The 24,230-nt window shown below is 60.2% G+C and carries 14 protein-coding genes; 9 read left to right on the top strand and 5 right to left on the bottom strand.

The features are described 5' to 3' along the window. The first annotated feature begins 8 nt into the window (after positions 1–8). The 6 genes from glgB to DFR37_RS01595 all read left to right on the top strand — a co-directional run bounded on the left by glgB (position 9) and on the right by DFR37_RS01595 (position 11,819). Positions 9–2,216, top strand: a complete 2,208-nt coding sequence (gene glgB, locus DFR37_RS01620) for a 1,4-alpha-glucan branching protein GlgB (RefSeq protein ID WP_211317195.1) — start codon at positions 9–11, stop codon at positions 2,214–2,216. A gap of 1 nt (position 2,217) precedes the next feature. Then, positions 2,218–4,332, top strand: coding sequence for a glycogen debranching protein GlgX (glgX, locus tag DFR37_RS01615; RefSeq protein ID WP_113931497.1), 2,115 nt, complete (start codon positions 2,218–2,220; stop codon positions 4,330–4,332). Beyond that, positions 4,325–6,148: a malto-oligosyltrehalose trehalohydrolase gene (gene treZ / locus DFR37_RS01610; RefSeq protein ID WP_113931496.1), complete on the top strand. Its 1,824-nt coding sequence runs from the start codon at positions 4,325–4,327 to the stop codon at positions 6,146–6,148. The genes glgX and treZ overlap by 8 nt, the downstream gene beginning before the upstream one ends. After that, on the top strand, positions 6,145–8,283 hold the full coding sequence (malQ, locus tag DFR37_RS01605) for a 4-alpha-glucanotransferase (protein WP_113931495.1): 2,139 nt from the start codon (positions 6,145–6,147) through the stop codon (positions 8,281–8,283). Before treZ ends, malQ begins: the two co-directional genes overlap by 4 nt. Next, positions 8,280–10,952 (top strand): malto-oligosyltrehalose synthase, encoded by a 2,673-nt coding sequence (treY, locus tag DFR37_RS01600; RefSeq protein ID WP_170139801.1) that lies wholly within the window; start codon positions 8,280–8,282, stop codon positions 10,950–10,952. Before malQ ends, treY begins: the two co-directional genes overlap by 4 nt. Positions 10,953–11,054: 102 nt before the next feature. Beyond that, complete coding sequence (locus DFR37_RS01595) at positions 11,055–11,819, top strand: endonuclease/exonuclease/phosphatase family protein (RefSeq protein WP_113931854.1); 765 nt, start codon at positions 11,055–11,057, stop codon at positions 11,817–11,819. 3 nt (positions 11,820–11,822) lie between these two features. Here the strand turns inward: DFR37_RS01595 and DFR37_RS01590 are convergent, their stop codons facing one another. Both DFR37_RS01590 and DFR37_RS01585 read right to left on the bottom strand, forming a co-directional pair. Beyond that, entirely contained in the window at positions 11,823–13,847 is a 2,025-nt protein-coding gene (locus tag DFR37_RS01590; protein ID WP_113931493.1) for an AsmA family protein, read from the bottom strand. A gap of 100 nt (positions 13,848–13,947) precedes the next feature. After that, entirely contained in the window at positions 13,948–14,364 is a 417-nt protein-coding gene (locus DFR37_RS01585) for a hypothetical protein (protein WP_113931492.1), read from the bottom strand. 255 nt (positions 14,365–14,619) lie between these two features. On the opposite strand from DFR37_RS01585, the gene DFR37_RS01580 reads away from it, so the two are divergent. Then, positions 14,620–14,805, top strand: a complete 186-nt coding sequence (locus tag DFR37_RS01580; RefSeq protein ID WP_113931491.1) for a CsbD family protein — start codon at positions 14,620–14,622, stop codon at positions 14,803–14,805. Positions 14,806–14,899: 94 nt separating this feature from the next. Then, on the top strand, positions 14,900–15,139 hold the full coding sequence (locus DFR37_RS01575; protein WP_113931490.1) for a hypothetical protein: 240 nt from the start codon (positions 14,900–14,902) through the stop codon (positions 15,137–15,139). Between the two features lie 82 nt (positions 15,140–15,221). Here DFR37_RS01575 and DFR37_RS01570 read toward each other — a convergent pair whose 3' ends face one another. Together DFR37_RS01570 and glnE are read right to left on the bottom strand one after the other, a co-directional pair. After that, positions 15,222–15,899, bottom strand: a complete 678-nt coding sequence (locus DFR37_RS01570; RefSeq protein ID WP_113931489.1) for an epoxyqueuosine reductase QueH — start codon at positions 15,897–15,899, stop codon at positions 15,222–15,224. Between the two features lie 152 nt (positions 15,900–16,051). Then, entirely contained in the window at positions 16,052–18,826 is a 2,775-nt protein-coding gene (gene glnE / locus DFR37_RS01565) for a bifunctional [glutamate--ammonia ligase]-adenylyl-L-tyrosine phosphorylase/[glutamate--ammonia-ligase] adenylyltransferase (protein ID WP_113931488.1), read from the bottom strand. 105 nt (positions 18,827–18,931) lie between these two features. Here glnE and DFR37_RS01560 point away from each other — a divergent pair, with 105 nt between their 5' ends. Continuing rightward, positions 18,932–22,726, top strand: a complete 3,795-nt coding sequence (locus DFR37_RS01560; RefSeq protein ID WP_113931487.1) for a YhdP family protein — start codon at positions 18,932–18,934, stop codon at positions 22,724–22,726. 16 nt (positions 22,727–22,742) lie between these two features. Here DFR37_RS01560 and gdhA read toward each other — a convergent pair whose 3' ends face one another. After that, positions 22,743–24,083, bottom strand: a complete 1,341-nt coding sequence (gene gdhA / locus DFR37_RS01555) for an NADP-specific glutamate dehydrogenase (protein ID WP_113931486.1) — start codon at positions 24,081–24,083, stop codon at positions 22,743–22,745. Positions 24,084–24,230: the final 147 nt, after the last annotated feature.

Below are 24,230 nucleotides of genomic sequence, written 5' to 3'. Positions count from 1 at the left end.
CCGAGCCGATGACAGAGCCCTTTGATTTCATGAGCGGAGTGGACCCGAGGCAGTTGCGCGCTTTGCTGGAGGGGCGGCAGAGCGATCCATTCTCCATCCTGGGTCCGCACAGCGTCGACGGCCAGGTCGTTGTCCGTGTATTCCAGCCGGGCGCGTTCGCCGTGCAGGCCATCCTGCCGGACGGTTCCGTCTTCGACCTGCGCGAGGGTCCCGACGGCTTTTTCTCGGGCCCGCTGGGCAAGGACAGCAACCTTGCCGGCCGGGGCGATTACCGGTTGCGGATCAGCAGGCCTGAAGGCGTGCAGCTTGCCGGCGATCCATACCGCTACGGCCTGTTGTTGGGCGAACTGGATTTATATCTTATTGCGCAAGGCACGCATCTTGATCTGGCGGATTGCCTGGGTTCCCACATCGTCGAGGTGGAGGGCACATCGGGTACGCGCTTTGCCGTATGGGCGCCCAATGCGCGCCGCGTGTCGGTGGTCGGCGACTTCAATGCATGGGACGGCCGGCGCAATCCCATGCGCCTGCGGCCCGAGGCCGGCATATGGGAAATATTCCTGCCCGATGTCGGCGAAGGCGCCTGCTACAAGTTTGAACTGCTGGCCGCGGATGGAAGGCTGCTGCCATTGAAAGCCGATCCACTGGCGCGCCGCATGGAAGCGCCTCCCGCGACCGCGTCTGTGGTCACCGGAGCCGGCGAGCTTGTTTGGTCGGACTCTGACTGGATGGCCCATCGCGCCGAACGCCAAGGTCTGGATGCGCCTCTGGCGATCTACGAGGCCCATATCGGATCGTGGGCGGAGCGGCACGGCGAGGAGGGCAGCGTCTGGCAGTCCGCGGGCGCACGCCTGATTGAATACGCCGGCGCGATGGGGTTCACGCATATAGAACTGTTGCCGGTCAGCGAGCATCCATTCGGCGGTTCGTGGGGATATCAACCGATAGGCATGTTCGCGCCGACGGCACGGTGGGGCGGTCCCGAGGACTTCGCCGGGTTCGTCGATGCCTGCCATCGGGCGGGGCTGGGACTCATACTGGACTGGGTGCCGGCCCACTTTCCTTCCGACCCGCATGGGCTTGTCGAGTTCGACGGCACGGCTTTGTACGAGCATGCCGACCCAAGGCAAGGCCTGCACCCGGATTGGAACACTTTGATCTACAACATGGGCCGCAATGAAGTACGCAACTTCTTGCTGAACAGTGCCCTGGAGTGGACCAGGCGCTACCATGTCGACGGCTTGCGCGTCGATGCCGTGGCGTCCATGCTGTACCTGGACTACAGCCGCGAGGCCGGAAGCTGGATTCCCAATCAGTATGGCGGGCGCGAGAACCTTGAAGCGGTCGGCTTTTTGCGGCAGTTGAATGCCATGGTGGCGGAGCAAACGCCGGGGGTGATGATGATTGCCGAGGAGTCCACAGCATGGCCCGGCGTTACCGCCCGGCAGGAGCAGGGCGGCCTTGGGTTCCAGTACAAGTGGAATATGGGATGGATGCACGACACGCTGCAGTATATGCGGCAGGACCCGGTATATCGCCGCTACCATCACCACGACATGACGTTCGGCCTGGTATACGCCTGGTCGGAACACTTTATTCTGCCTCTGTCCCATGACGAAGTCGTTCACGGGAAAAAGTCTTTGCTGCACAAGATGCCCGGCGACCGGTGGCAACAGTTTGCGAATCTGCGTGCCTACTACGCCTTTATGTGGAGCCATCCGGGCAAGAAGCTGCTTTTCATGGGCAGCGAGTTCGGACAGGATCGCGAATGGAATCATGACGCACCGCTGGACTGGGCGGCGCTGGACGATGCTATGCATGCGGGGGTGCTGGCCGTGGTGCGCGACCTGAACTTTCTCTATGTCGAGTCCGCTGCCTTGCATGCGTGGGACGCCATTCCTTCAGGCTTTCAGTGGCTTATCGGCGACGACATAGACAACAGCGTCTTTGCATTCTTGCGCCGTCATGAAGAGGAGCTTGCCCTGGTTGTGTGCAATATGACGCCGGTGCCACGCCATGGCTATCGGATAGGCATACCGAGGGCAGGCCGCTGGACGGAGCGGCTGAATACCGATGCGGCCTGCTACGGCGGTTCGAACATGGGCAACGGCGGGTCTGTTCTTGCGCAGGAGACCGATGCGCATGGGCAGCGGCAGTCGCTTTCGTTGGTGCTGCCGCCGTTGTCGACTTTAATACTACTTGCACAGGATGACTGACATGGGTTTGCATCTACCGGAACGGCTGGAAGTGGGATGTCCCAAGCCTTTGGGCGCCTTCAGCGACGGCCTGGGTGTGAATTTTGCGGTGTTTTCGGCCAACGCCGCCAAGATAGAACTGTGCATCTTCGACAGCCGGGGACGTGTAGAACTGGCGCGTCTGCCCATGCCGGAATGCACCGATGAAGTCTGGCATGGCTATTTGCCGGACGCCGGACCCGGACTGTTGTACGGTTATCGGGCGTATGGCCCCTATGACCCGAAAAACGGACATCGATTCAACCCGCATAAGCTCTTGATCGATCCCTATGCGCGCCAGTTGCGCGGCAACGTACGCTGGTCGGATGCCTTGTTTGGTTATCGCGTCCAGCATCAGAAGGCCGATCTCAGCATGGACAGGCGCGATAGCGCCGCATGGGTGCCCAAGTGCGTGGTCGACCAGGATGAATACAACTGGGGGGCAAGCCGCCGGCCCGGTACTCCTTGGGCGCAAACTTATATCTACGAAGCGCATGTGCGCGGCGTTTCCATGCGCCGTTCCGGCGTGCCGTCCAAGGCCCTGGGCACGTGTCAGGCCTTGGCGCATCCTGAATTCATCGATCATTTGAACAAACTGGGAGTGACCGCCATCGAGCTGATGCCGTTGCATGCCTACTTGCATGATCATTTTCTTGTTGAGCGCGGGTTGCGCAATTATTGGGGTTATAACAGTCTGGCCTATTTTGCCGCGGAGCCGGCCTATCTGGCCTCGGGCCAACCGGATGAACTGCGCAGGGCCATCCGGCGTTTCCACGAGGCAGGGATCGAAGTGATTCTGGATGTCGTTTACAACCATACGGCAGAAGGCAATGAACTAGGTCCCACGCTGTCATGGCGCGGCCTGGACAATGCCAGCTATTACCGCCTGATTCCAGGCGATGAGCGCTACTACATCAACGACACGGGTTGCGGCAACACAATGAATCTGTCGCACCCGCGCGTATTGCAAATGGTGATGGACTCTTTGCGGTACTGGGCCGAGAGCTTTCGCGTTGACGGCTTTCGCTTCGACCTGGGAGTCACCCTTGGGCGCGAAGGCACGGGCTTCGATCCTGGATCCGGCTTCTTTGATGCGTTGTTGCAGGATCCTGTGCTCAGCCGCCTGAAGCTGATTTCAGAGCCTTGGGATATCGGGCCGGACGGCTATCAACTGGGTAATCATCCTCCCGGCTTTGCCGAATGGAACGATAAGTTTCGCGACGGCGTCCGCCAGTTCTGGCGCGGTGACGCGGGGCTGCGCAGCCAGCTTGCCAGTTGCCTGCTGGCATCGCCGGAGATGTTCGATCGGCGCCATCGGCGCCCGTGGGCGTCGGTCAATTACCTGGCCAGTCACGACGGCTTCACAGCATGGGATGTCGTCAGCTACAACGACAAGCACAACGAGGCCAATGGAGACGGGAATGCCGATGGCCATAGCGATAACAGCAGCGCCAACTGGGGAGTGGAGGGGAATACCGGCGACGAGCTTGTGCTGGAATTGCGCGAGCGCGTCCTGCGCGCGATGCTGGCCAGCACCTTGCTTTCGAACGGCACGCCGATGCTGCTGGCCGGCGACGAATTCGCGAATAGCCAACAAGGCAACAATAATGCCTATTGCCAGGATAACGAGCTTTCCTGGCTGGATTGGGAGCAGGCCGCGTCCGCCAGGGGCCGCGAATGGACGGATTTCGTCGCGCGCCTGCATCAATTGCGGCGTGCCCATCCCTCGCTGCATCTGGCGCGCTTCGAAGATGCCGACCAAGACGTCGTGCAAGGGATCAAGCGCGTCGCATGGTTCGACTTGGACGGCGAACCCATGAGCGAGGAGGCATGGGGTTTTGCCGAAGGCAGGGTTCTTGGTTTCCGGCGCGCCGCTCGGGTCTTGCCGGGTCGGGCGGATCTGTCGCTGTTGCTGATGAATGCCAGTGCGGACGATATCGAGTTCAAATTGCCCGCCATGGCGTGCACCTGGCTGTGCGAGCTTGATACCGCCGATCCGGGCGCGGCGCCGGCCACGCTGTCGCAACCCACGGTGCTTGTTCGTGGGCATAGCCTGCTGGTGCTGACCTCTATGGTTGCAGAGGCAGCCAATGGCTGAGGCTTGCGCATCCTTCGATTACGCCTTTGGCGCCATACCCTGCGGCGATGGCCTGGTCCGCTTTCGGGTGTGGGCTCCCGGCATCGAGCGGCGGGATGTCGTCCTTGAAATAGAAGGACAGCAGCCGGTTCCAATGGACTACGAAGGCGGTGGCTACTATCGCCTGACGCTTCCTTGCCGAGTCGGCGCAAAATACCGTTATCGGATGGGCGGGGGACGGGCTGTGCCCGATCCCGCTTCGCGCTTGCAGGACGGCGATGTGCACGACGCCAGCGTCGTATGCGAGACCCGCGCATATCCGTGGAAGAACACCGATTGGCGAGGCCGTCCGTGGACGCAGGCTGTCCTGTATGAAATCCATTGCGGCCTGGCCGGCGGCTTCGAAGGCGTCGAGGCGCGCCTGCAAGGCTTGGCCCAGCTTGGAGTAACAGCTCTGGAACTGATGCCTATCGCAGATTTTCCGGGACCCCGAAATTGGGGATATGACGGTGTTCTGCCTTATGCGCCCGATTGCCGCTATGGCACGCCCGACCAGTTGCGGCATTTGGTGGATGCCGCCCATGGACTGGGGATGATGGTTTTTCTGGATGTCGTCTATAACCATTTCGGCCCTGACGGCAATTATCTGCCTTCGTATGCCGCGGATTTTTTTCGCGCCGATATCCAGACCCCCTGGGGGCCGGCCATCGACTTTCAGCAAGAAGCGGTGCAAGCATTCTTTTCGGAAAACGCCTTGTATTGGCTGAGCGAGTTCCGTTTTGATGGATTGCGGCTGGATGCGGTGCATGCCATTGCCGATCAAAGCTGGCCGGCCAAAATGGCACGCTTTGTGCGCAGCCATATTCCTCAGCAAAGGCATATCCATCTTGTGCTTGAGAACCATAACAACGCGGCGTCCTTACTGACCCAGGGTTTCGATGCACAATGGAATGATGACGGCCATCATGTGCTGCATTACATTCTTACCGGCGAAACGCAGGGCTATTACTCCGATTACTCGCAGCAGCCTACTGACAAACTTGCCCGCTTCCTGGCGGAAGGGTTCGTCTATCAGGGCGTCCGGGACGGTGTGGCGGACGGCGTCCGCGGCGAACCAAGCGCCGGTCTTGCGCCTACGCAGTTCGTATGTTTTCTACAGAACCATGACCAGGTCGGCAACCGCGCATGGGGCGAACGCCTGGTGTCGCTATGCAAGGGCGACCTGACGGCTTTGCATGCGGCTGTCGCCTTGCAATTGCTTATGCCGCACATCCCTATGTTGTTCATGGGCGAGGAATATGGCGCAGCTACACCGTTTCACTATTTTACGTCGCATGAAGATGAAGCGCTGGCGCGTGCGGTGCGCGAAGGCAGGCGCAAGGAGTTTGCCGCGCAGCATGCCTTCGAGACGAACGAGGGCCAAGCTGGCATTCCGGACCCCAATGACATTCAGGCCTGGGAAGCGTCCATCGTGGCCGCGGAGCCCCACGACCTCGAGGCGCGTCAATGGCGCGATTACTACCGCCGGTTGCTGGGCTTGAGACGCGGTCATGTCACTCCATATCTCGAGGGCTCGCGCAGCCTGGGGGTGGCTGTTCTTGCTCCGCTGTGCGTGCATGCGCGCTGGCGCCTGTCGCACGCAGGCGAACTAAGCATATATTGCAATCTGTCCCAGGCCGCTTGCGTCTCTTCCGGCGCGCAGGCCTGGCCCGACGACTTCGCTTTGTTTGCCAGCAAGAGCGGCGGCTATGAGGCATTGCGCCAGCGGAAATTATTGCCGGCCTGCACGGTCGCGGTCTTGCGGCCCAGCGCACATTACGGGCAGGAAGCATCGTGAGCGCTTCGATGATCGATCCAGGATTGTCCAGGCTTGCCGCGCACAGCGGCTTGATACAGTCATGGAAAGATGTCCACGGCCAGGTGCGTCAGGTCCGACCGGCCGTGCTGCAAGCCTTGCTGGAGGCCTTGGGCCTGCCTTGCGGCTCGGCCGCGCAGATACGCGAAAGCCAGGCCCGCATCGACCAAGCCGCTGGCGCGGATTGCGCCATGGTGTTTGCCGACGCGGGATCGTCCCCGGCTTTCAACTATCGCGGCGGAATGAGCTACCGCGTGGCGCTGGAGGGCGGGGGATACGAGGCCGGTTCGGCGGAACTGGCCGAGCCCGGCCGGGTTCGCATTGCGGCGGTTAGCGAACCTGGATATCACATGCTGGAGATCGGCGCCAGGCGCATTCCTCTGGTGGTTGCGCCCTTGCGCTGTCCGTCGATTGCCGAGCTGGCCGGACGGCCGCATCCCCGTCTTTGGGGAGTGGCTGTCCAGCTGTATGGCTTGCGTCGGTCCAGGCAGAATCCAGCTGGCGACGACGATGGCGCGGGCCTTACCGAGGCCGGCGACTATGCAGCGCTGGCCGAATTTGCGCGCGCCGCGGCGCATTGCGGCGCCGATGCCGTGGCCATCAGCCCGATACATGCGATGTTCAGCGCCGATCCGGCGCGCTATAGTCCTTACGCACCATCCAGCCGCATATTCTTGAATGCCAACTTTGCCGATCCGGGCATGGTCCTGGGCGCCGAAGCTATGAAAGCCGCTCGGGCAGGGGCGGCAAGCCATAAGCCGGGCCCGAGCGAGCAGCTTATCGACTGGCCCGAGGTCCTGCGATATCGGATGGAAGTCTTTTCCCAAGTATTCCGATGGTTCGAAAGCAAGTCGCCGGCGCAGCTATTGCGGGCATTCGAGGATTTTCGCGCACGAGGCGGGCAAATGCTCGAGAACCATGGCTGCTACGAAGCATTGCACGCGTACTTTGCTCCCATCCTCGGTGCTTCTTGCGGCTGGCAGGAATGGCCTTCGGCGCTGCGCGATCCCCAGTCAGCGGCGGTGCGGCAGTTTGCGGCCGAGCACGCAGCCGATGTCCGTTTTCATGTCTTTTTGCAATGGCTGGCCGATGAGGGCATACGGCTGGCGCAGCAAAGCGCCGTGCAAGAAGGGATGGCATTGGGCACTATCGTCGATCTTGCCATCGGAACCGATGCGCGCGGCAGCCATGTCTGGAGCCGCCAGGACGACTTCCTTGATGATGTTTCCATAGGTGCGCCGCCGGACCTGCATCAGCCGAAAGGACAGGATTGGGGATTGGCGGCATTTTCACCCAGGGCCTTGGCAGGCAGCGGCTACGAGCCGTTCAAAGAGATTCTGCGTGCCGCTTTGTCGCATGCGGGAGGCATACGGGTTGACCATATACTTGGATTGGCGCGAATGTGGCTGATCCCGCGAGGTGCGTCGGCGGCCGACGGCTGCTATGTCAGTTATCCGCTGGACAACATGTTGCGCATCCTCGCGCTGGAAGCCACACGCCATCGCGCGGTGGTGATCGGCGAGAATCTGGGCACAGTGCCTGCCGGTTTCAACGAGCATATCTACAATAAGAATGTGCTGGGGACATCCGTCTTGTGGTTCGAGCATACTGCGGCCGAACCCGGTGGCGCGGTGGCTTTTCCATCGTCGCGATCGTGGCCGCCCCAGGCGGTGGCGACTACAACCACGCATGACCTGCCGACAGTTGCCGGCTGGTGGTGCGCGCGCGATCTGCAGTGGCGCAGGCAATTGGGTCAGATTTCGCAAGAGGAGTCGACGGCGCTGGAGTCTGCGCGAAGGCAAGAAAAAAACGCCTTGTGCCAGGCGTTGAACCGGGCCGGCGAGGGCGATCTGCATCCATGCGACTCATCGTTGCACTCGATACGCCGAGCCATATTGTCGTTTGTCGCCAGCGCACCCGCGCCTTTGGTTCTGATTCCCATCGAGGACTTGCTGGGCGAGGCGGAACAAGCCAATCTTCCGGGAGCGCCGCGCGGCGGAACAATGGCCCACCCCGACTGGCGGCGGCGCCAGCCGCGTGCGGCCGCCGTTATTCTGGATTCCGGCGATGTGCGCGAGTGCGTGTCCGCTGTGGAGCGCGGGCGGAGGACGCCGTGAGCACTCCTCTGGCCACCGCGCGTCTGCAATTGAATGCCGGCTTTACACTGGCCGATGCCTGTGAGCAGGTGCCGTACTACGCGGCAATGGGAGTCAGCCATTTATATCTCTCGCCGATAACGCAAGCTGTTCCAGGCTCCATGCACGGCTACGATGTGACAGATCCCACGATCGTCAGCCGGGAGCTGGGCGGCGAGGCGGCGTTCGCCGAACTGGCGCAACGACTGCGCGCCCATCGGATGGGCATTGTCCTGGATATTGTGCCGAACCATATGGCGGCGCATGCCGCCAACCGCTGGTGGTGGGACGTGCTGCTGTTGGGGCAAGCCAGTGCCTATGCCGATTGGTTCGACATTGACTGGAATTCGGAAGACCCAGAGCTGAAGGGCAAGGTTCTTGCGCCTTTCCTGGCGCAAAGCCGCCAGGCAGAGCTTGACTGCGGTACGTTGTCCTTGGTGTTCGATGATGCGTCGCGTTCATTTCAGGTTCAGGCCGAGGGCGCCCGCTATCCCTTGAGGCACGAATCCTTGCCCTTGACCGGCGATTCCGTTGCACAGACTCTTGCCCAGCATGATTGCGCCACGCAGGCGGGCCGCATGCGCTTTGAAGCATTGCTCGATCGGCAGCATTATGTGCTGGACTGGTGGCGTTGCGCCGGCGAACGCATCAACTGGCGCCGCTTCTTTGAAATCAGTTCGCTGATTGGAGTGCGAGTCGAGCGGCGGGCGGTGTTCGACGCGGTGCACGCGTTGCCATTGCGCTTGTTTGCCCAGGGCCTGATCGATGGCCTGCGTATCGACCACGTTGATGGGCTGGCGCAACCGTTGTCGTACTGCCGGCAATTGAGAGCCCGGCTGCGGGCCGGATCGGTGCAACGTCCGGATGCGTTGCGCCATGACGAACCCTGGATTGTCGTGGAAAAAATCCTCGCCCATGACGAGGTGCTGGACGGACGCTGGGCCGTGCATGGAACCACAGGCTATGATTTTATGGACCAAGCCAATGCCGTGCTGCATGATCCGGACGGTGAGGCGGCTTTGGCCGATTGCTGGAGCGAGATATCGAACGTGAAGTCGCCGGCCCAAGAGTGGCTGGTCGAAGCGCGCCAATTAATGCTGAACCAGCATTTTGCCGTTGAGTACCGGGCATTATTGCGAGCTTTGTGGAGCCTGGTGCAATTCGACGCGGCAAAGCACGGCTGGACATTGGCCGCCATCGACCGTGCCATGCAGCGCTTCTTGAGCGTTTTTCCGATCTACCGGACGTATCTGGAGGAAGGCAACGGCGACTCACGCGATATCGGTTGGCTTTTAGCAGCGGCTGCGCAGGCCAGCCAGCGGTTCGGACAGGGTGACGACGCAAGTCTTCGCATGCTGCTGGATGGGCTGTTTCGCAGCTTGAGCACTCCCATGGCCGCGACGCAGCCTCAAGGGAAAGAACGCGAACAATTGCGCCGCAATGCGATCAATCGCCTTCAACAGCTTACTCCGCCGCTTGCGGCCAAGTCGCTTGAAGATACGGTGTTTTATCGCTACGGCAGGTTGTTGTCCCGCAATGAAGTCGGCTCGGGCCTGAGCGATTTCTCGCTTTCCAGCGCCGACTTCCACCGCCGCAATGCGTGGCGGCTGGCCCATATGCCGGAATCGATGGTTAGCACCGCAACGCACGACCAGAAACGCGGAGAGGACTCCCGCGCCCGCCTGGCGGTAATCAGCGAGATGCCCGGCCGGTGGGCCGCGGCCAGCCAACGCTGGCTGAGGTGGGCAGGCTTTCAGGACAATGCCAAGCCTGTTCACACGGCGGAGCGCTATATGCTGATGCAGACAATAGTGGGATCATGGCCACTGGATCTTTCGCTGGACGACGCCGAAGGCTTGGCGCGCTACACCGAGCGCCTGGCGCAATGGCAAGTCAAGGCGCTGCGCGAAGCCAAGACCAGTTCAAGCTGGTTCACGCCGGATCTTCGCCATGAGGAGCGCTGTGTGCAACAGTTGCGAGCGCTGATGCTGGGCGACCAAGCGGATATGCGGGCCGATATCCAGCGGTTCATAGAAGACCTGGCCCCGGCGGGCGCCGTCAACAGCCTGGCGCAGCTTGTGCTGCGAATGACGGTGCCGGGCGTGCCCGACCTATATCAAGGTACGGAGTTCTGGGACTTCTCTCTGGTCGATCCCGACAATCGTCGCCAGGTCGATTTCCGCGCACGCCGCCGCGCGCTGGAGGCTTTGCAAATGCAGCCCAGCATTGAAAAGCTGCTTGCAGGCTGGCGCAACGGCCGTATCAAACAGGCGGTGATTGCGCGGGTGCTGCGGCTACGCCGGCAAGTGCCGCATGTTTTTGCCAGGGGCGGCTATACGGCCTTGCTGGTTGCCGGAGAGGCCGGCAGCCACGCCATAGCCTTTTTGCGTGCAGGCGGCGACGATGCGGTGCTTGTGGTGGTTCCGCGCTTGTGCTGGCATGCCATGGCAGTCGGGAAGGGCACCGGCTTGCCTTTGATCGGCCTTGATTTTTGGCGCGAGACCTATGCCCAGTTGCCCGTGCATATGTCCAGGCGGACCTGGCTGAACGCGTTGACCGGTGAAGAGCATTACTTTCATGACGTCCGGCTTCCGCTGGAGACTCTGCTTGGGCGTTTCCCCGTTGCCGTACTGCACAGTCCGGCGGCATGAAACAAGGCGATGCCGATGGCTGCCATAGGTTCTGTGGCATTCATATGGCCGGCGCGGCACGAGGATTGCTGCGCCCTGGACCTATACTTGCGACGGAAAATCATGGCTATCGAACGCGCAGATCTTGCACTGAAAGTACTTACAGTCAATGCTCATAAGGGATTTACGATTTTCAACAGGAAATTCATGCTGCATGAGCTGCGCGACGCAATCCGGGCTACCGAGGCCGACGTGGTTTTTTTGCAGGAGGTACTGGGCGCGCACGAGAGGCATGCAAGCCGCCAGACTCGATGGCCGTCCACCAGTCAATACGAGTTCCTGGCCGATTCCATCTGGTCGGACTTTGCCTATGGGCGCAACGCTGTTTATTCTCATGGCCATCACGGCAATGCGTTGTTATCCAAGTACCCGATCGTCAGTTACGAGAACGTCGATGTTTCCGTGGACAAATTCGAAAAGCGCGGCTTGCTGCATAGCGTACTGCGCCCGCTTGGCCTGGGCCAGGATGTTCATACCATCTGTGTACATTTGGGATTGCGCGCGCGGCAGCGCAGAGCGCAGCTGGAGGCGCTTTGCCGCTGGATTGCCAACGAGATTCCCGCGGACTCGCCGTTGATCGTCGCCGGCGACTTCAATGACTGGAATTTGCACGGCCAGCGGTTTCTATCAAGATCCAGCGAACTGAAAGAGGTATTCAACGAATCGCGGGGACGGGTGGCGCGATCTTTCCCGGCGCGTTTTCCAGTGCTGCGGCTCGACCGGATTTACGTGCGCAATGTAGCCGAGTATGCCCCTGTGGTACTGAAGGCCAGCCGATGGGGATTGCTGTCCGATCATGCGCCCCTCGCGGCGCGCATCAGTCTATAGCCGCTATTTTTGCGCCGGACGCTTCTGCGGCGCTTTCGACGGCTTCTCGACTTGAGCCAGCAGTGCGCCGCAGTCGCTGGAGTCGTTGGTTCCCAGGTTCAACAGGGGCAGGATCGCTGCGAAAGGCGAAGCCAGGCCCAGGGCAATGGCGGCTCCGGCGCGCGCCGCCAGCGGCCCCGCCTGGACGCCTACGTCGGGATTCTTGAATGTGCCTTTCACGTATAACGGGGAACGCAACGTAAAAATGCGCAGTGATTTATTGTCGGGCTTGACGTCCAGGTCCAGCCGTTCGTTGGCGAAGGTGATCTGCCCCGTCAGCTCGACCAGCGCGTCATCGGTTTCAAGAGTGAATACGCGCGTTTGCAGCAGACCGTCGGTCATGACGAAGTCGCCCGCCAGGCAATTCAGGACGACCTGCTTGTCGCCGAACAGTTTGCCGATGATGATGTTGGCAATATTCAACCCAGCCGTTTCCAGTAGCGCCTTGCTTATGGTGCCCCTGCTTACCAATAGCTGGACCTGGCCGTTGGCATGCGCCAAAAGCGTTGCAACCGATGTCCCGCTGCCGGTAAGTGACAAGTCCCCATACACTTCGCCGAAGCTTGCTTTCATGGAGGCGGCGGCGGGAAAGAGCTGTTTCAACTTCAGGTGCTTGGCGGTGGTTTTGATGCGGGCCTTGATGGTTTTTTCCTGGCCGTTGAGCACCAGGGTATTGCTTAGCGTGCCGCCCGCTACACCGAAGTTCAACGGCCTGAATGAAAGTACGCGATCATTAAGTTCGACGTGTGCGGAGATGTTGTCCAGCGGCAGCGATTTGTCGCGCACAATCTTGCGCCCGGTAAACTTGACGTCGGCATCCATGGCCCCCCAGCGGGCCGTGTCGATATGCTTGACGGGCAGGGCCTTGTTCTTGGGCTGGGCTTGCGCCGCCTGGCGAGCGGTTTTGCCTTTTACCGTGCTGGTGTCGATGCCGATCAAAGGCCCCAGATCGCGCAGCCGCAGTAGCTTCGACTCCAGCTGTCCGGTCAGAAGAGGGCGCGGCTTGCGTACTTGGTAGCGCAGCGTTCCGGCCAAATCGCTTTTTCCGACTGTGCCTTTGAAGTTTTCATAGAGCCATGTGTCGCCGTCCGCACCCGGCGTGCGGACCAGCCGGCCTTCCGTGTGATAGGGCGCGGTCGTTGGCAGCACCACGCCAAGAATCGAATAGAGTTCGTGCATGGAATCGCCCGACAGGCGCAGTTGTATGTCGAGCGGGCCGGAGAGATCCAGCTTTGGCAGAGTCCCGGTTGCGCCGATGCTGGTCGAGTCGATCCGGACGTCGCCGTCCACCCGCAGCGGCGCCGCGTCGGCTCGCAAGGAAAGCAGCGTTCCCATCCGGCCCTTGCCCTGCACGGCCTTGTCTTGGTACGTGCCTTTGACGACCCAGTCGACTTCGTATGGTTCGGGATTGGAAGCGGTACTTGAGCTGGCTTGCCGCAGACTGTTGAACGTGGCTGTAAGGTCCAGTTGCCGCGTCTGGTCGGCGAATCGCAGCTGTACATTGTTCAGGATCAGGTGCTGGATTTCGAAATCCCAGGCCGAAGGCTTGGTGTCCTGTTGTTTCCCAAAAGTCCAGTTATTGCTTTTATCTTCGCGTTTTTCAAGAGAGATGTTGCCGTCGCGGACTTCGAGGTTTTGAATCTGTACCGTATGTCCCGGCAGAGCCCAAGGGTTGAACACGACTTTGAGGCTTTTAATATCGGCCATGTTCGCCGCGTCTTTCCAAGGATTGCCCAGCATGATGTTGTCAGCGGAAATTTCCGGCCACGGAATCCAGCTGCGCCAGCCTTCCTGGTTCGACGGCTTTACCCAGCGCAGTGTCAAACGGCCGTTGACGGCGACGGGACGATTCGCCAATGTACTTGCCTGCTGGTTTATCCAGGGTTTTGCGTACTCCCAGCTAACGGTCGATATCACTATGACGCACAGGATCAAGCTCAGTAAAAGAGCGGCCAATCCTGCGAGTATTATTTTGACGTAACGCGGCATGCTGCTCTGACTCCTGGAGCGCGGAAAATGCCGGCTTTCCTGGTGGCCGGGCCGACGGCATTTTCCGCATATCCCAACGCCGAGAATAACGAGTTCGGCGTTATTTCATGTAGCGCGTCTTAGCATTGGCGATACATTGGTCTTTGGCATCGCCTGACATAGCGTCGCATTTCTCTTTTGCAACTTTATATTGGGCATCCGCCTTTTCGGATTGCGCATCGTGGTGGGCTTCGGCCTTTTCCTTGGCTTCCTTATTGTTGGCCTTGGCTGTGTCGCGCTTGGCTTTTGCTTCTTTCAAGCATACATCCTTATCGTTGCCCTTCATATCATTGCACCGTTGCTTGTCCTGCCTGTATGTATCGTTGATGCTGCTTCGGTTGGATGACGCGGCTGCACCGGTGGTTGCCGCAGCATTGGGCGTTGCGGCTGGAGCGGTGGAGGTTTGCGCCTGGACCCCGAAGGCGGCAACGCACAAGCCTAATACCAGAGTACCGATAGCGGGTTTGATAGCTTTCATGTGGATCTCCAAAAAGTTGCGGCCGAGTAGCGGGCGCTTTCCCGGCTCATGCCGGTTCTAGCAAGTGGCGTGCCCCCCCCATGCCTTGCACATAGCCTTTACGCATGAGGCCGCGCCGAGGGGAGAGTGTGGAAAAAGTCGGGCATTCTTGCGGAAACCACCACTGCACGACGTTTGCGGGCATGGAACTTGCTCACGATGGGTGTGTTTCACCGGGCAATCGTATTGCGCAATATCTTATTGAAGGAGCATTGAATGAACAAAGACCAAGTGAAGGGGCGTGCCAAAGAAGTCACAGGTACCGTCAAAGAAGCCGCGGGCCGGGCCACTGGCCGTCCATCGACCGAACTGAAGGGGGCCGCGGAAAAAGTGATAGGCAAGACGCAGGCGGAGTACGGGGACGCCAAGGAGCGCACGACGCACAAAAGCAAAAAACCGTAGCCACAAGGTAAGCATCTGATACGCGGATGGCGGACCAAGCTGGACTGCGGTATCTTATAAGTTCATATTCCGACCATTTGATCTGGAGAGGATAATGCAAAAGGCCAACACGCCAACCGGCACGCCGCCATCGCCCGCGCATCGTGGCACGCCAACCCGTACCGATGCGGACGAAAAAGGCAAGCCTTCGTCTGAAGGAAGTACAGAAGAGGTCAAGCCGGTCCAGAATCGCGAAGACGCCCTGGACGACGCCCTGGAAGAAACATTTCCGGCCAGCGACCCGATTTCGATCGTTCCTGAAAAGCCGCAAAAACCCAAGAAGCCCAAGTCCTGAAGGCAGCCACACCGGCCGGCGCCTGGCGCGGCCAAGGCGGCTTTTAGGAAGCTTATGAAAGCCGTTGTGGCAGGGCTTGCGCCTACTTTCCGGCCTTGGCCGGAGCACGCTCGTCTTTGCCGTAGAACTTTACGCCTATCGTGATTGCTTCGCGCCCATGTTCGCGCCGATGGCGATTTGTGTCTCGCAGCGAGTAGATGCAGCCGCAATACTCTTGCTGGTAGAACTCTTCGCGCTTGCTGATTTCGATCATGCGCGCCGAACCCCCACCTTTGCGCCAGTTGTATGTCCAATACACCAGTTCCGGGTAGCGTGCCGCGGCGCGCTCGCCGCAACCGTTGATCTGGTTCATGTCTTTCCAGCGCGAAATGCCCAGTGAACTTGTAATCGTATCGAACCCATGTTCGTGCGCATAGAGCGCTGTACGTTCAAAGCGCATGTCGAAACAGACGGTGCAGCGTGCGCCGCGTTCAGGTTCGTTCTCCAGGCCTTTGACGCGTTCGAACCAATTGTCGCGGTCGTAGTCTGCATCGATGAACGGAATATTGTGTTCTTCAGCAAAACGGATGTTTTCGTTCTTGCGGATTTCGTATTCGCGATCGGGATGAATGTTGGGGTTGTAGAAGTAAATGGCGTAGTCGATGCCTGAAGCTGTCATGGCTTCCATGACCTCGCCGGAGCAGGGCGCGCAGCAAGAGTGCAGCAAAACTTTTTTGCTGGATTTGGGCAGATCGAGAACGGGGCGTTGAAATTCAGTCATACCCGGTATTTTAATACCCAAAGCCGGTATTCCAAAATACAGAGTTGTAGGCGGCGCGGTCCTGGCGGCGCCCAAAAACGAGCAGCCGGCAGGAAGCCGCCAAAACTTCAAAAGGGGCTGGTGTCCTGTTTGCCTGGTTTCAAAGCAGGGTATTAGTCGCCCATGACCAGGTCCCAAAGCGCGGCTACGGCGTCGCGTTCGGCAATTAACTGGCCCGCATCGATTCGGGCTTTTTCCGCGCCTTGCAGGCGCAGCGCATGTTGGGTCTTGCGGAAGGTCCGGTAGGCAGCGGCGCATTGCACTGCCAGCGGCGGCGGAATTAGCCCTGCCTGGGCGGCTAGCCCCAGCAACGCGATATTGCCCAGGTTTTCGAGCAGTTCAGGATGGGACGAGGCTTGGCTCAATACCAGGTATTGGATGACGAATTCCAGGTCCACCATGCCGCCCCGGTCATGCTTCAGGTCGAAATTGCCCGAGGGGTTGGGGTGGCCGGCGCTGATTTTCGCGCGCATCTGGCGCACTTCGTGCTTGAGCTTTTCCGCGTCGTGCGGCAGCAGAAGCACATCGCGCCGTATGTTTTCGAAGCGGGCACCTACTTGCGGATCCCCGGCGGCGAAGCGTGCGCGCGTGATGGCCTGGTGCTCCCAGGCCCAGGCGTGCGAGGTCTGGTATTGGGCAAACGCCTCGACCGAGGCGGCCAGCACGCCCGCATCGCCGTCGGGGCGCAGGCGCAGATCGATCTCGTACAGCCGGCCCGACGAAGTCATGGTCGAAAGCCAGGACGACATGCGCCGCCCGAGCTTGGCATAGATTTCGGCCGCATCCTCGCGGCTGTCGTCATACAGGAAGACCAGGTCCAGGTCCGAGGCATAGCCCAGTTCTTTGCCGCCCAGCTTGCCGTAGGCAATGACGGCGAAGCGGGGAGGCGGCAGGTGCTCGCGGTTTTGGCCCTTGGGCTGAACCAAAGGCCAGACCCTGTGTATGGTTTCGGCCAACAGCATGTCGGCCAAGGCTGAAAGCTGATCGGCCAGCTTCTCGACGCTGAGTTCGCCGGCCAGGTCCTGAGCCAGCAACTGGAAGCTGATTTGGCGCTGGGCGTCGCGCATCAGGTTCATTTGCTGTTCTACATCCGGTTGGCCGGTGGGCAGCAGGCAGGCATCCATTTCTTCGTGCAGTTGCTGGGCCAACTGAGGAAAGTCGGGCGCGGCCATGAGCGAGCGCCATTCGATCAGGCTGTCCAGCAATAAAGGGTACTGGCGCAGATACTGCGAGGCCCAGGGACTGGCGCCGACGATGCGGGCGACACGCGCCAGAGTTTCCGGGTATTCGGCCAGCAAGGCCAAGTAGGCGCTGCGCTGTGCAATCTGTTCGATAAGGTCGAACAGCCGAATGGCGGTTTGCTCGGGATGGTCGGTTTTAGCTGCCGCGCTGATCGCGGCCGGCAACAGTGTTTCCAGGCGCTTGCGGCTGGTGGTGGGCAGGCTGCGTATACGGTGGCTGTCGAGCAGCGAATCGATGCGGCGGGCCAGCGTTTCGGAATGTTCGTCGAACTGCGCCTCTACTTGCCGGTTCAGACTGGCGCAGGAGGTTCCAGGGCCGACGCTCTGGTCGGCCTGATCGACTTCTTCGCCTACGCCTGCGATGCGGAAGGCGTCGCGGAAAGTCCGGTTGACGAAGGCACGGTGGCGGGCCAGGGTGGCTTCGAAGTCGGCCGGACTCATGTTCATGGCCTGGGCAAGGTCGTCGCGCAGCGCCGCGTCGTGCGGCAATAGATGGGTTTGTTCATCTTCGCGATACTGCAACATGTGCTCGGTGCGCCGCAAGAATGTGTAGGCCGCTTGCAGTTGCGTGGCGATATCCGATTCTATGACGCCCGCCGCTTCTTGCTTGCGCAGGGCCTTGAGCAGATTGCGCTGTTGCAGCGAAGGCAGTCGTCCGCCGCGTATCAGTTGAGTCAGTTGCACGACGAATTCGATTTCGCGTATGCCGCCGTCGCCCAGTTTGACGTTGTGCGTGGTGTCTATGCCGTTGCGCGCCATGGCGCGCCGTTGCCAGTCCTGGCGTATACGTTCGCGCAATGAGCGCAAGGCCGAAAGCGAGTCGAAGTCGAAATACTTGCGGTAGACGAAGGGCGTGCGCAGGGATTCCAGTTGGGCCTGCTGGGTGTCCGTATCGCTGTCGGCGTAGGCTTTGCAAGGGATGGCCCGCGCCTTGAGCCAGGCATAACGTTCCCACTCGCGGCCCTGCGTGATCAAGTAATTTTCCAGGGCATCCAGGCTCCAGGCCAATGGGCCCGAGTCGCCGTCGGGCCGCAGGCGCAAGTCGGTACGGAACACTTGCCCATGGGCGTCGATTTCAGACAGCACAGGCATCATGCGTTGCGTTACCCGGCTATAGAATTCGTGGTGGCTGATTCTGCGCCTGCCTGTGGTTTCTCCTTCTTCGCCATAAAGCATGATCAGGTCGATATCGGACGACACGTTCAGCTCTTTGCCGCCCAGTTTGCCCATGCCGATGATCAGCATTTCCTGCGGCTTGCCGGTGGCCGGATCAAGCGGCATGCCGTGGGTCTCGGCCAGATCGGCTATTACGCTTTTATAGGCCTGGGCTATCGCCAGGTCGGCGAAAAGGCTCATGGCCGCCACGACTTCCTGCAAGGGGGCGTCGCCGTTTATGTCGCGCACCAGCAGCGTAAAGAATACGCGCTCGCGCACCTGGCGCAGCAAGCGGCGCGTGGCGTCCAGCGCCAACGGCGTATCGGCCGGTTGGCCGCGCAGCTCGTCCAGCCATCCATGAATGACGGACGAGCTAACGGGCTGGGCGCAGGCCTGAATCAACCATTGCTCGAATGCCGCATTGGCGCCGACTTTGCGGCGCAGCGCGCCGGACCAGCGCAGGGAGCGCTCCAGAGGGGAAGGGTGAGGCATAGATTGATTACAAATAGTGAGGACGGTTGACCCAAATTCAGGTATAAGTCTTGGTATAGTCGTCAAAGATACTGCATATCACCCCGCTCTGGCTAATTTCAATCTGTGCTGCAACCAATAACCTATTTTCGCTTTCTTGCCCGAGCCGCCCTGGTCGTTTATTTTCTGGCCGCTGTACTTTTTTTAGGGGTGCGTTATTGGGTCTTGCCCAATATCGACCAATGGCGCCCGCAAATTGCGCAGCAACTTTCCTTGGCCACCGGCACAAAGGTTACGTTGGGCCAGGTAAGCGCACAGTGGCATGGGCTCAATCCCCGTTTGCAGATCCAGGACATCTCCTTCACCACCGAGCAGCGGGGCCAGGTCCTGCACTTGCCGCAATTGAAGGCGGTTTTAAGCTGGCGCAGTATTTTTTCAAGGTCGGCCCAGTTCGCCAGCCTGGAAGCTCATGGGCTAAGCCTGAAAATTCGGCGCGACAACGAGCATAAGCTATGGGTAATGGGCCAGCCCTTCCAGTTGCAAGAGCTGTTGGGCGGCAATGATACAGGGCATGACGATGCGCTGTTGCGGTGGGCACTGAACCAGCGCCATGTTGCACTGACCGGCGCATCCGTCCAGTGGCTGGACGAGACGCGTGCCGCAGCGCCGCTGATTCTGAGCGATGTGGACTTTGTCTTCCAGGGGGCAACGAGCAGCCCTCGCGTCTTTTTGCGCGCCGTGCCGCCGCAGGGTTTGGGAACAGCCTTCGAATTGCGCGGGCAGCTTGACTTGGCGGACAGCGGCGCCCAGGTCCCTGTACTGGACGACTTGCGCGGCCGGCTTTACGTACATGTCGACGATATGGTCGCCAAGAGCTGGAGTCCCTGGGTGGATATTTCGCCGGGACTGAACTCCGGCAAGGTGTCGCTGCAGGGCTGGCTGGCATTCGAACAGGGACGGGCCGGGCGGGTGGTCGGCCAAGCCAGCGTGCGCGACGCGCATTGGGCCGTCGATGCAAATACTGTTGTTCAGGCCCGTGCGGCAAAGATATATGTAGCCGGCAAGGCGTCCGATTATGCCGGACTTTATGCGGCCGCGCGCGCTCAAGACGCGAATTCGCCTCCGGCTTCCGGGTCCTCGGCGCCGCCGCAAAATCCCGGGGCCGCAGCCGCTTCGGAGACTTCAGCATCGTCAGGCCCTTCACATTCCCGCAAAACGGATGCAGCTTCGGATATCGATGTGTCGGTGCAGGCGGAGGGGCTTGAAATACATGCCCGCGAACTGATTGCCTTGCCCGTCAAGTTCGATGGGATAGCGCTGCGGGCGGGTGTGGGCCTGCAGGAAGGTGGCGAAGCGCTGCGCGCGTCGATCAAGCAGGCGCATCTTGTCAGCCGCGATATGGATCTGCAACTGCAAGGCAGCTGGAGCCAGGGCGGATCGGGCGCGGCCGGATTGGCCGACATAAACGGTATGTTCAAACGGGCATCGCTTTCCGAGATCGACGAGCATCTGCCGAATACCGTCAATCTGGACGCACGCGAATGGCTGGCCAAGGGCCTGCTGGCCGGGCAGCTAGAAAATGCAACTGTAAAGATCAAAGGCGATCTCGAGGATTTCCCGTGGGGAGACGATACGTCCAAGGGCGACTTCCTGATCGCGGGCGATTATGTCGGCGGCATTATCGACTACTTGCCTGCCGAACACGGGAAGCAGGGCTGGCCCCGCTTGACCGACATGAACGGCAAAGTATCGCTGCATCGCGTCGATTTGCGAATTATGGCCGACCAGGCAAAGATGTGGCCGACGGACAGTGCGCCCATTTTGCTGCGCAATGTGGTCGCCAGGATACCGAATATTGAAGATGGGTCGGTGCTTGGCATCCAGGGTGAAACCCAGGCCGCGGCGCAAACGTACCTGGCCCTGGCCGAGCATTCGCCCTTGGGCGGATTGCTTGACGGCCAGTTGGCCGAAGCCAGTGCCCAGGGCAACTGGGAGGTTCCGCTGCAGTTGCGCATTCCTTTGCTCAATAGCGACGATACGACAGTCTCGGGCACGATCCGGTTCGACGGAAACTCCTTCCGGCTTATGCCGGAAATGCCGGCCTGGGAGAAAGTAAAAGGCGAGCTGCATTTTTCCGACACGGGCGTGAATGCCGAAAATTTGAACGCTGAACTCCTGGGCGGGGCCGTGGCCTTCAGCGGCGGTGTGGGCGGCGCGCGCAAGGGGCTGCAAATGCGCGGGCAGATTACCGCGCAGGCGCTTGCCGATTATGTGGGCCTTGCAGGAATGAAGCGCCTGAAAGGCCAGTTTCCCTATCAAATGCTGTGGCAACGCGCCAAATCCGGCGGATCGGTGTTTACGGTGGACAGTTCACTGAAAGGGTTGAACCTGGATTTGCCCCAGCCCTGGGGCAAAGCGGCAGACGAGGCTTTGCCTTTGCATGCGCGCTGGGCCAGAGCCGGTAAAAGCCGGGATATGGCGCTGGACATTGCTTTGGGGACCAAGGTCAAAGCTTCGATGCTGCATCGGGAAGGAAGCGCGAAAGGCTCGTATTTTTATGCCGGCAACCTGGCTGTAGGCCAGGAGACAAGCTTGCCGCCGGCGGGCATGACCGTCGACGTGCGCTTTCCCTTTACTGACCTGGACGCATGGGAAAGCCTGAGCGGCGAGTTTTCGCAGCCTTTGCCGGATTCCAGCGGCGCGCGCCGGCGCCCCTTGTTGCCTGATTTGCAGCAGTTGCGCGTGCAGTCCCGGCAATTGCATGTCAAGGGCTTGTCGTTGGACGAGGCAGTGCTTACTGTTACCCGGCCCCAGCCGGAACGCTGGCGCATGGACGTTGTGTCGGCGCAGACCAGCGGGACCGTGGCCTGGAACGAAGCCGTAGGTAAAAAACCGGGCACCGTGGAGGCCCATTTCGAACGCCTGGCGCTGGGTTCGGCCGACAAGGCGGTGGTCAATCCCGATGATAAGCCTCAGGCCGACCTGTCCGAAAACGCGCTGGACGACATACCGTCGGTGCAGTTGCAGGTCGACAAGCTGATTTTGTATGGCCATATGGCGGGCAGCCTTTCGGCGACGGGCGTCAATCAGGAAAGAGGCAAACTATGGCGGCTGGACAAATTCAGCCTGACGAGTCCGTCCGCCCAGCTCAGCGGGACCGGGCAGTGGCGTCTAAGCGGCGAGAACCGCGGGCTGACCCTGAAGGCCGATGCGAAGATAAGCAGCCTTGGACAGTATATGGACCAACTGGGCTTCAGCAATATAGTCCAGCAAGGCAAAGGCACGCTCAACGGAGAGTTCTTCTGGCGTCATATGCCCTGGAGATTCGATGTTGCCGACCTGAGCGGCAAAGTGGATGTCAAGATGGAGGCCGGGCGCTTCAAGTCCGTCAGTTCGCGCTCGGCGCGACTGCTTGAACTGCTGTCGCTGCAATCCATACAGCGGCTGGCCACGTTAAACATCAGTCCCGCCAGCCTGTTCAGAGAAGGCTTTCCGTTCGATCGCCTGTATGGCACTTTGCATATCGACCAAGGCATCATGGACTTCAACAATTACCATGTCGAAGGCCCGGCCGGAAATATCAGCATCGGCGGCGATGTGAACCTGGCCACTGAAAAATTGAATCTGCAGGCCATGGTGGTGCCGAACCTGGACATGAGCGGAGCGACGATTGCCGCCGGCATAGCGCTCAACCCGATTATCGGGGTTGGGGCGTTCTTGACCCAATGGCTGTTGCGCAATCCCTTGGCCCGGGCCATGTCGGTGCACTACCATGTGTCGGGCGACTGGGACGATCCCAAGCTGGATGAAGTGCCCGCGCCGAGCGGTGCACAGTCCGGGTCTTCAGGGCCAAAGAAAAAGGCCGGGCCCGATATGGCCCAGCCTTCATCCAAAGCGCCCGAAGTCCTGGCGGCGCCCTGAGTCGGGGGTCGTAGGTTTAATACACGCCCTGGGCCAGCATTGCGTCGGCCACTTTGACGAATCCGGCAATATTGGCGCCGTTCAAGTAATTGACTTCGTTGCCATGGGCGCCGTAGCGTACACAGTTTTCGTGGATGTCGCGCATGATGGCGTGCAAACGCGCATCGACTTCTTCGCGCGGCCAATTCAGGCGCAAGGCGTTCTGGCTCATTTCAAGGCCCGACACGGCAACGCCGCCCGCATTGCTGGCCTTGCCCGGCGCATACAGAACCTTGGCGCCGATGAAGGCGTCGACGGCGTCCAGGCTGGTGGGCATATTGGCGCCTTCGGCGACGCAGCGTACACCATTCTTGATAAGCATTTTTGCATCGTCCAGCTCCAGCTCGTTCTGGGTGGCGCAAGGCAGGGCGACGTCAACCGGCACATGCCATGGGCGCTTGCCGATCTCGTATGTCAGGTTGTGTTCTTTGGCGTAGGTTTCGATGCGGTCGCGGCGGTTGTTCTTGAGGTCGATAAGCGCTTCGAGCTTGGCGGGTGTAAAGCCGGCCATATCGACGACACAGCCGTGAGAGTCGGAGACCGTGACGACTTTGGCGCCCATCTGCATGCACTTTTCAATGGCGTATTGCGCGACGTTGCCCGAACCTGAAACCGAAACAGTCAGGCCGTCGAGAGACTGCTTGGCGTGCTGGAGCATTTCTTCGGCGAAGTAAACCGTGCCGTAGCCCGTGGCCTCGGGACGGATCAGGCTGCCGCCGAAAGTGATGCCTTTGCCGGTGAAGACGCTGGAGGCCGAGTTGGACAGTTTTTTCATCATGCCGGCCATGAAGCCGACTTCACGCGCGCCTACGCCGATATCGCCCGCCGGGACATCGGTGTCGGGGCCCAGGTGGCGGTACAGCTCGATCATGAGCGCCTGGCAGAAACGCATGACCTCGGCGTCAGACTTGCCCTTGGGATCGAAGTCCGAGCCGCCCTTGCCGCCGCCCATGGGCAGGGTGGTCAGTGCGTTCTTGAAGGTCTGTTCGAAGGCCAGGAACTTCAGGATGGACAGGTTGACCGAAGGGTGGAAACGCATGCCGCCCTTGAAGGGGCCGATGGCCGAATTATGCTGGATGCGGAACGCACGGTTGGTTTGCACCCGGCCGTTGTCGTCAACCCAAGAAACGCGGAACTGAATGGCGCGCTCGGGTTCGACCAGGCGGGACAGCAAGCCGTATTCGGCATAACGCGGGTTGTTTTCGATGAACGGCCACAAACAAGCCATTACTTCTTTGACTGCCTGCATGAATTCGGGTTGATTCGGATCGCGTGCGTGGACTTGGTCTAGAAATTGGTCGAGTGTGGGTAGTTTCATCAAAGGTACTCTGTAAGTGCTTGCCTGGATTAAGCCGTGTTGAACTTGGGCAGGCGAAATTAAAAGAATTGTTTACCGTATCAGGTTGTCCGGTGGGGGCTTATTTGAAATAGTAGGGCCATTGACAATTAAGCCTCTCGGGTGAGA

Source organism: Eoetvoesiella caeni, assembly GCF_003315175.1.
Lineage (GTDB): Bacteria > Pseudomonadota > Gammaproteobacteria > Burkholderiales > Burkholderiaceae_B > Eoetvoesia > Eoetvoesia caeni.
Note: the sequence above shows the minus strand (reverse complement) of the source record. Positions and strands in the feature narration are given on the sequence as shown.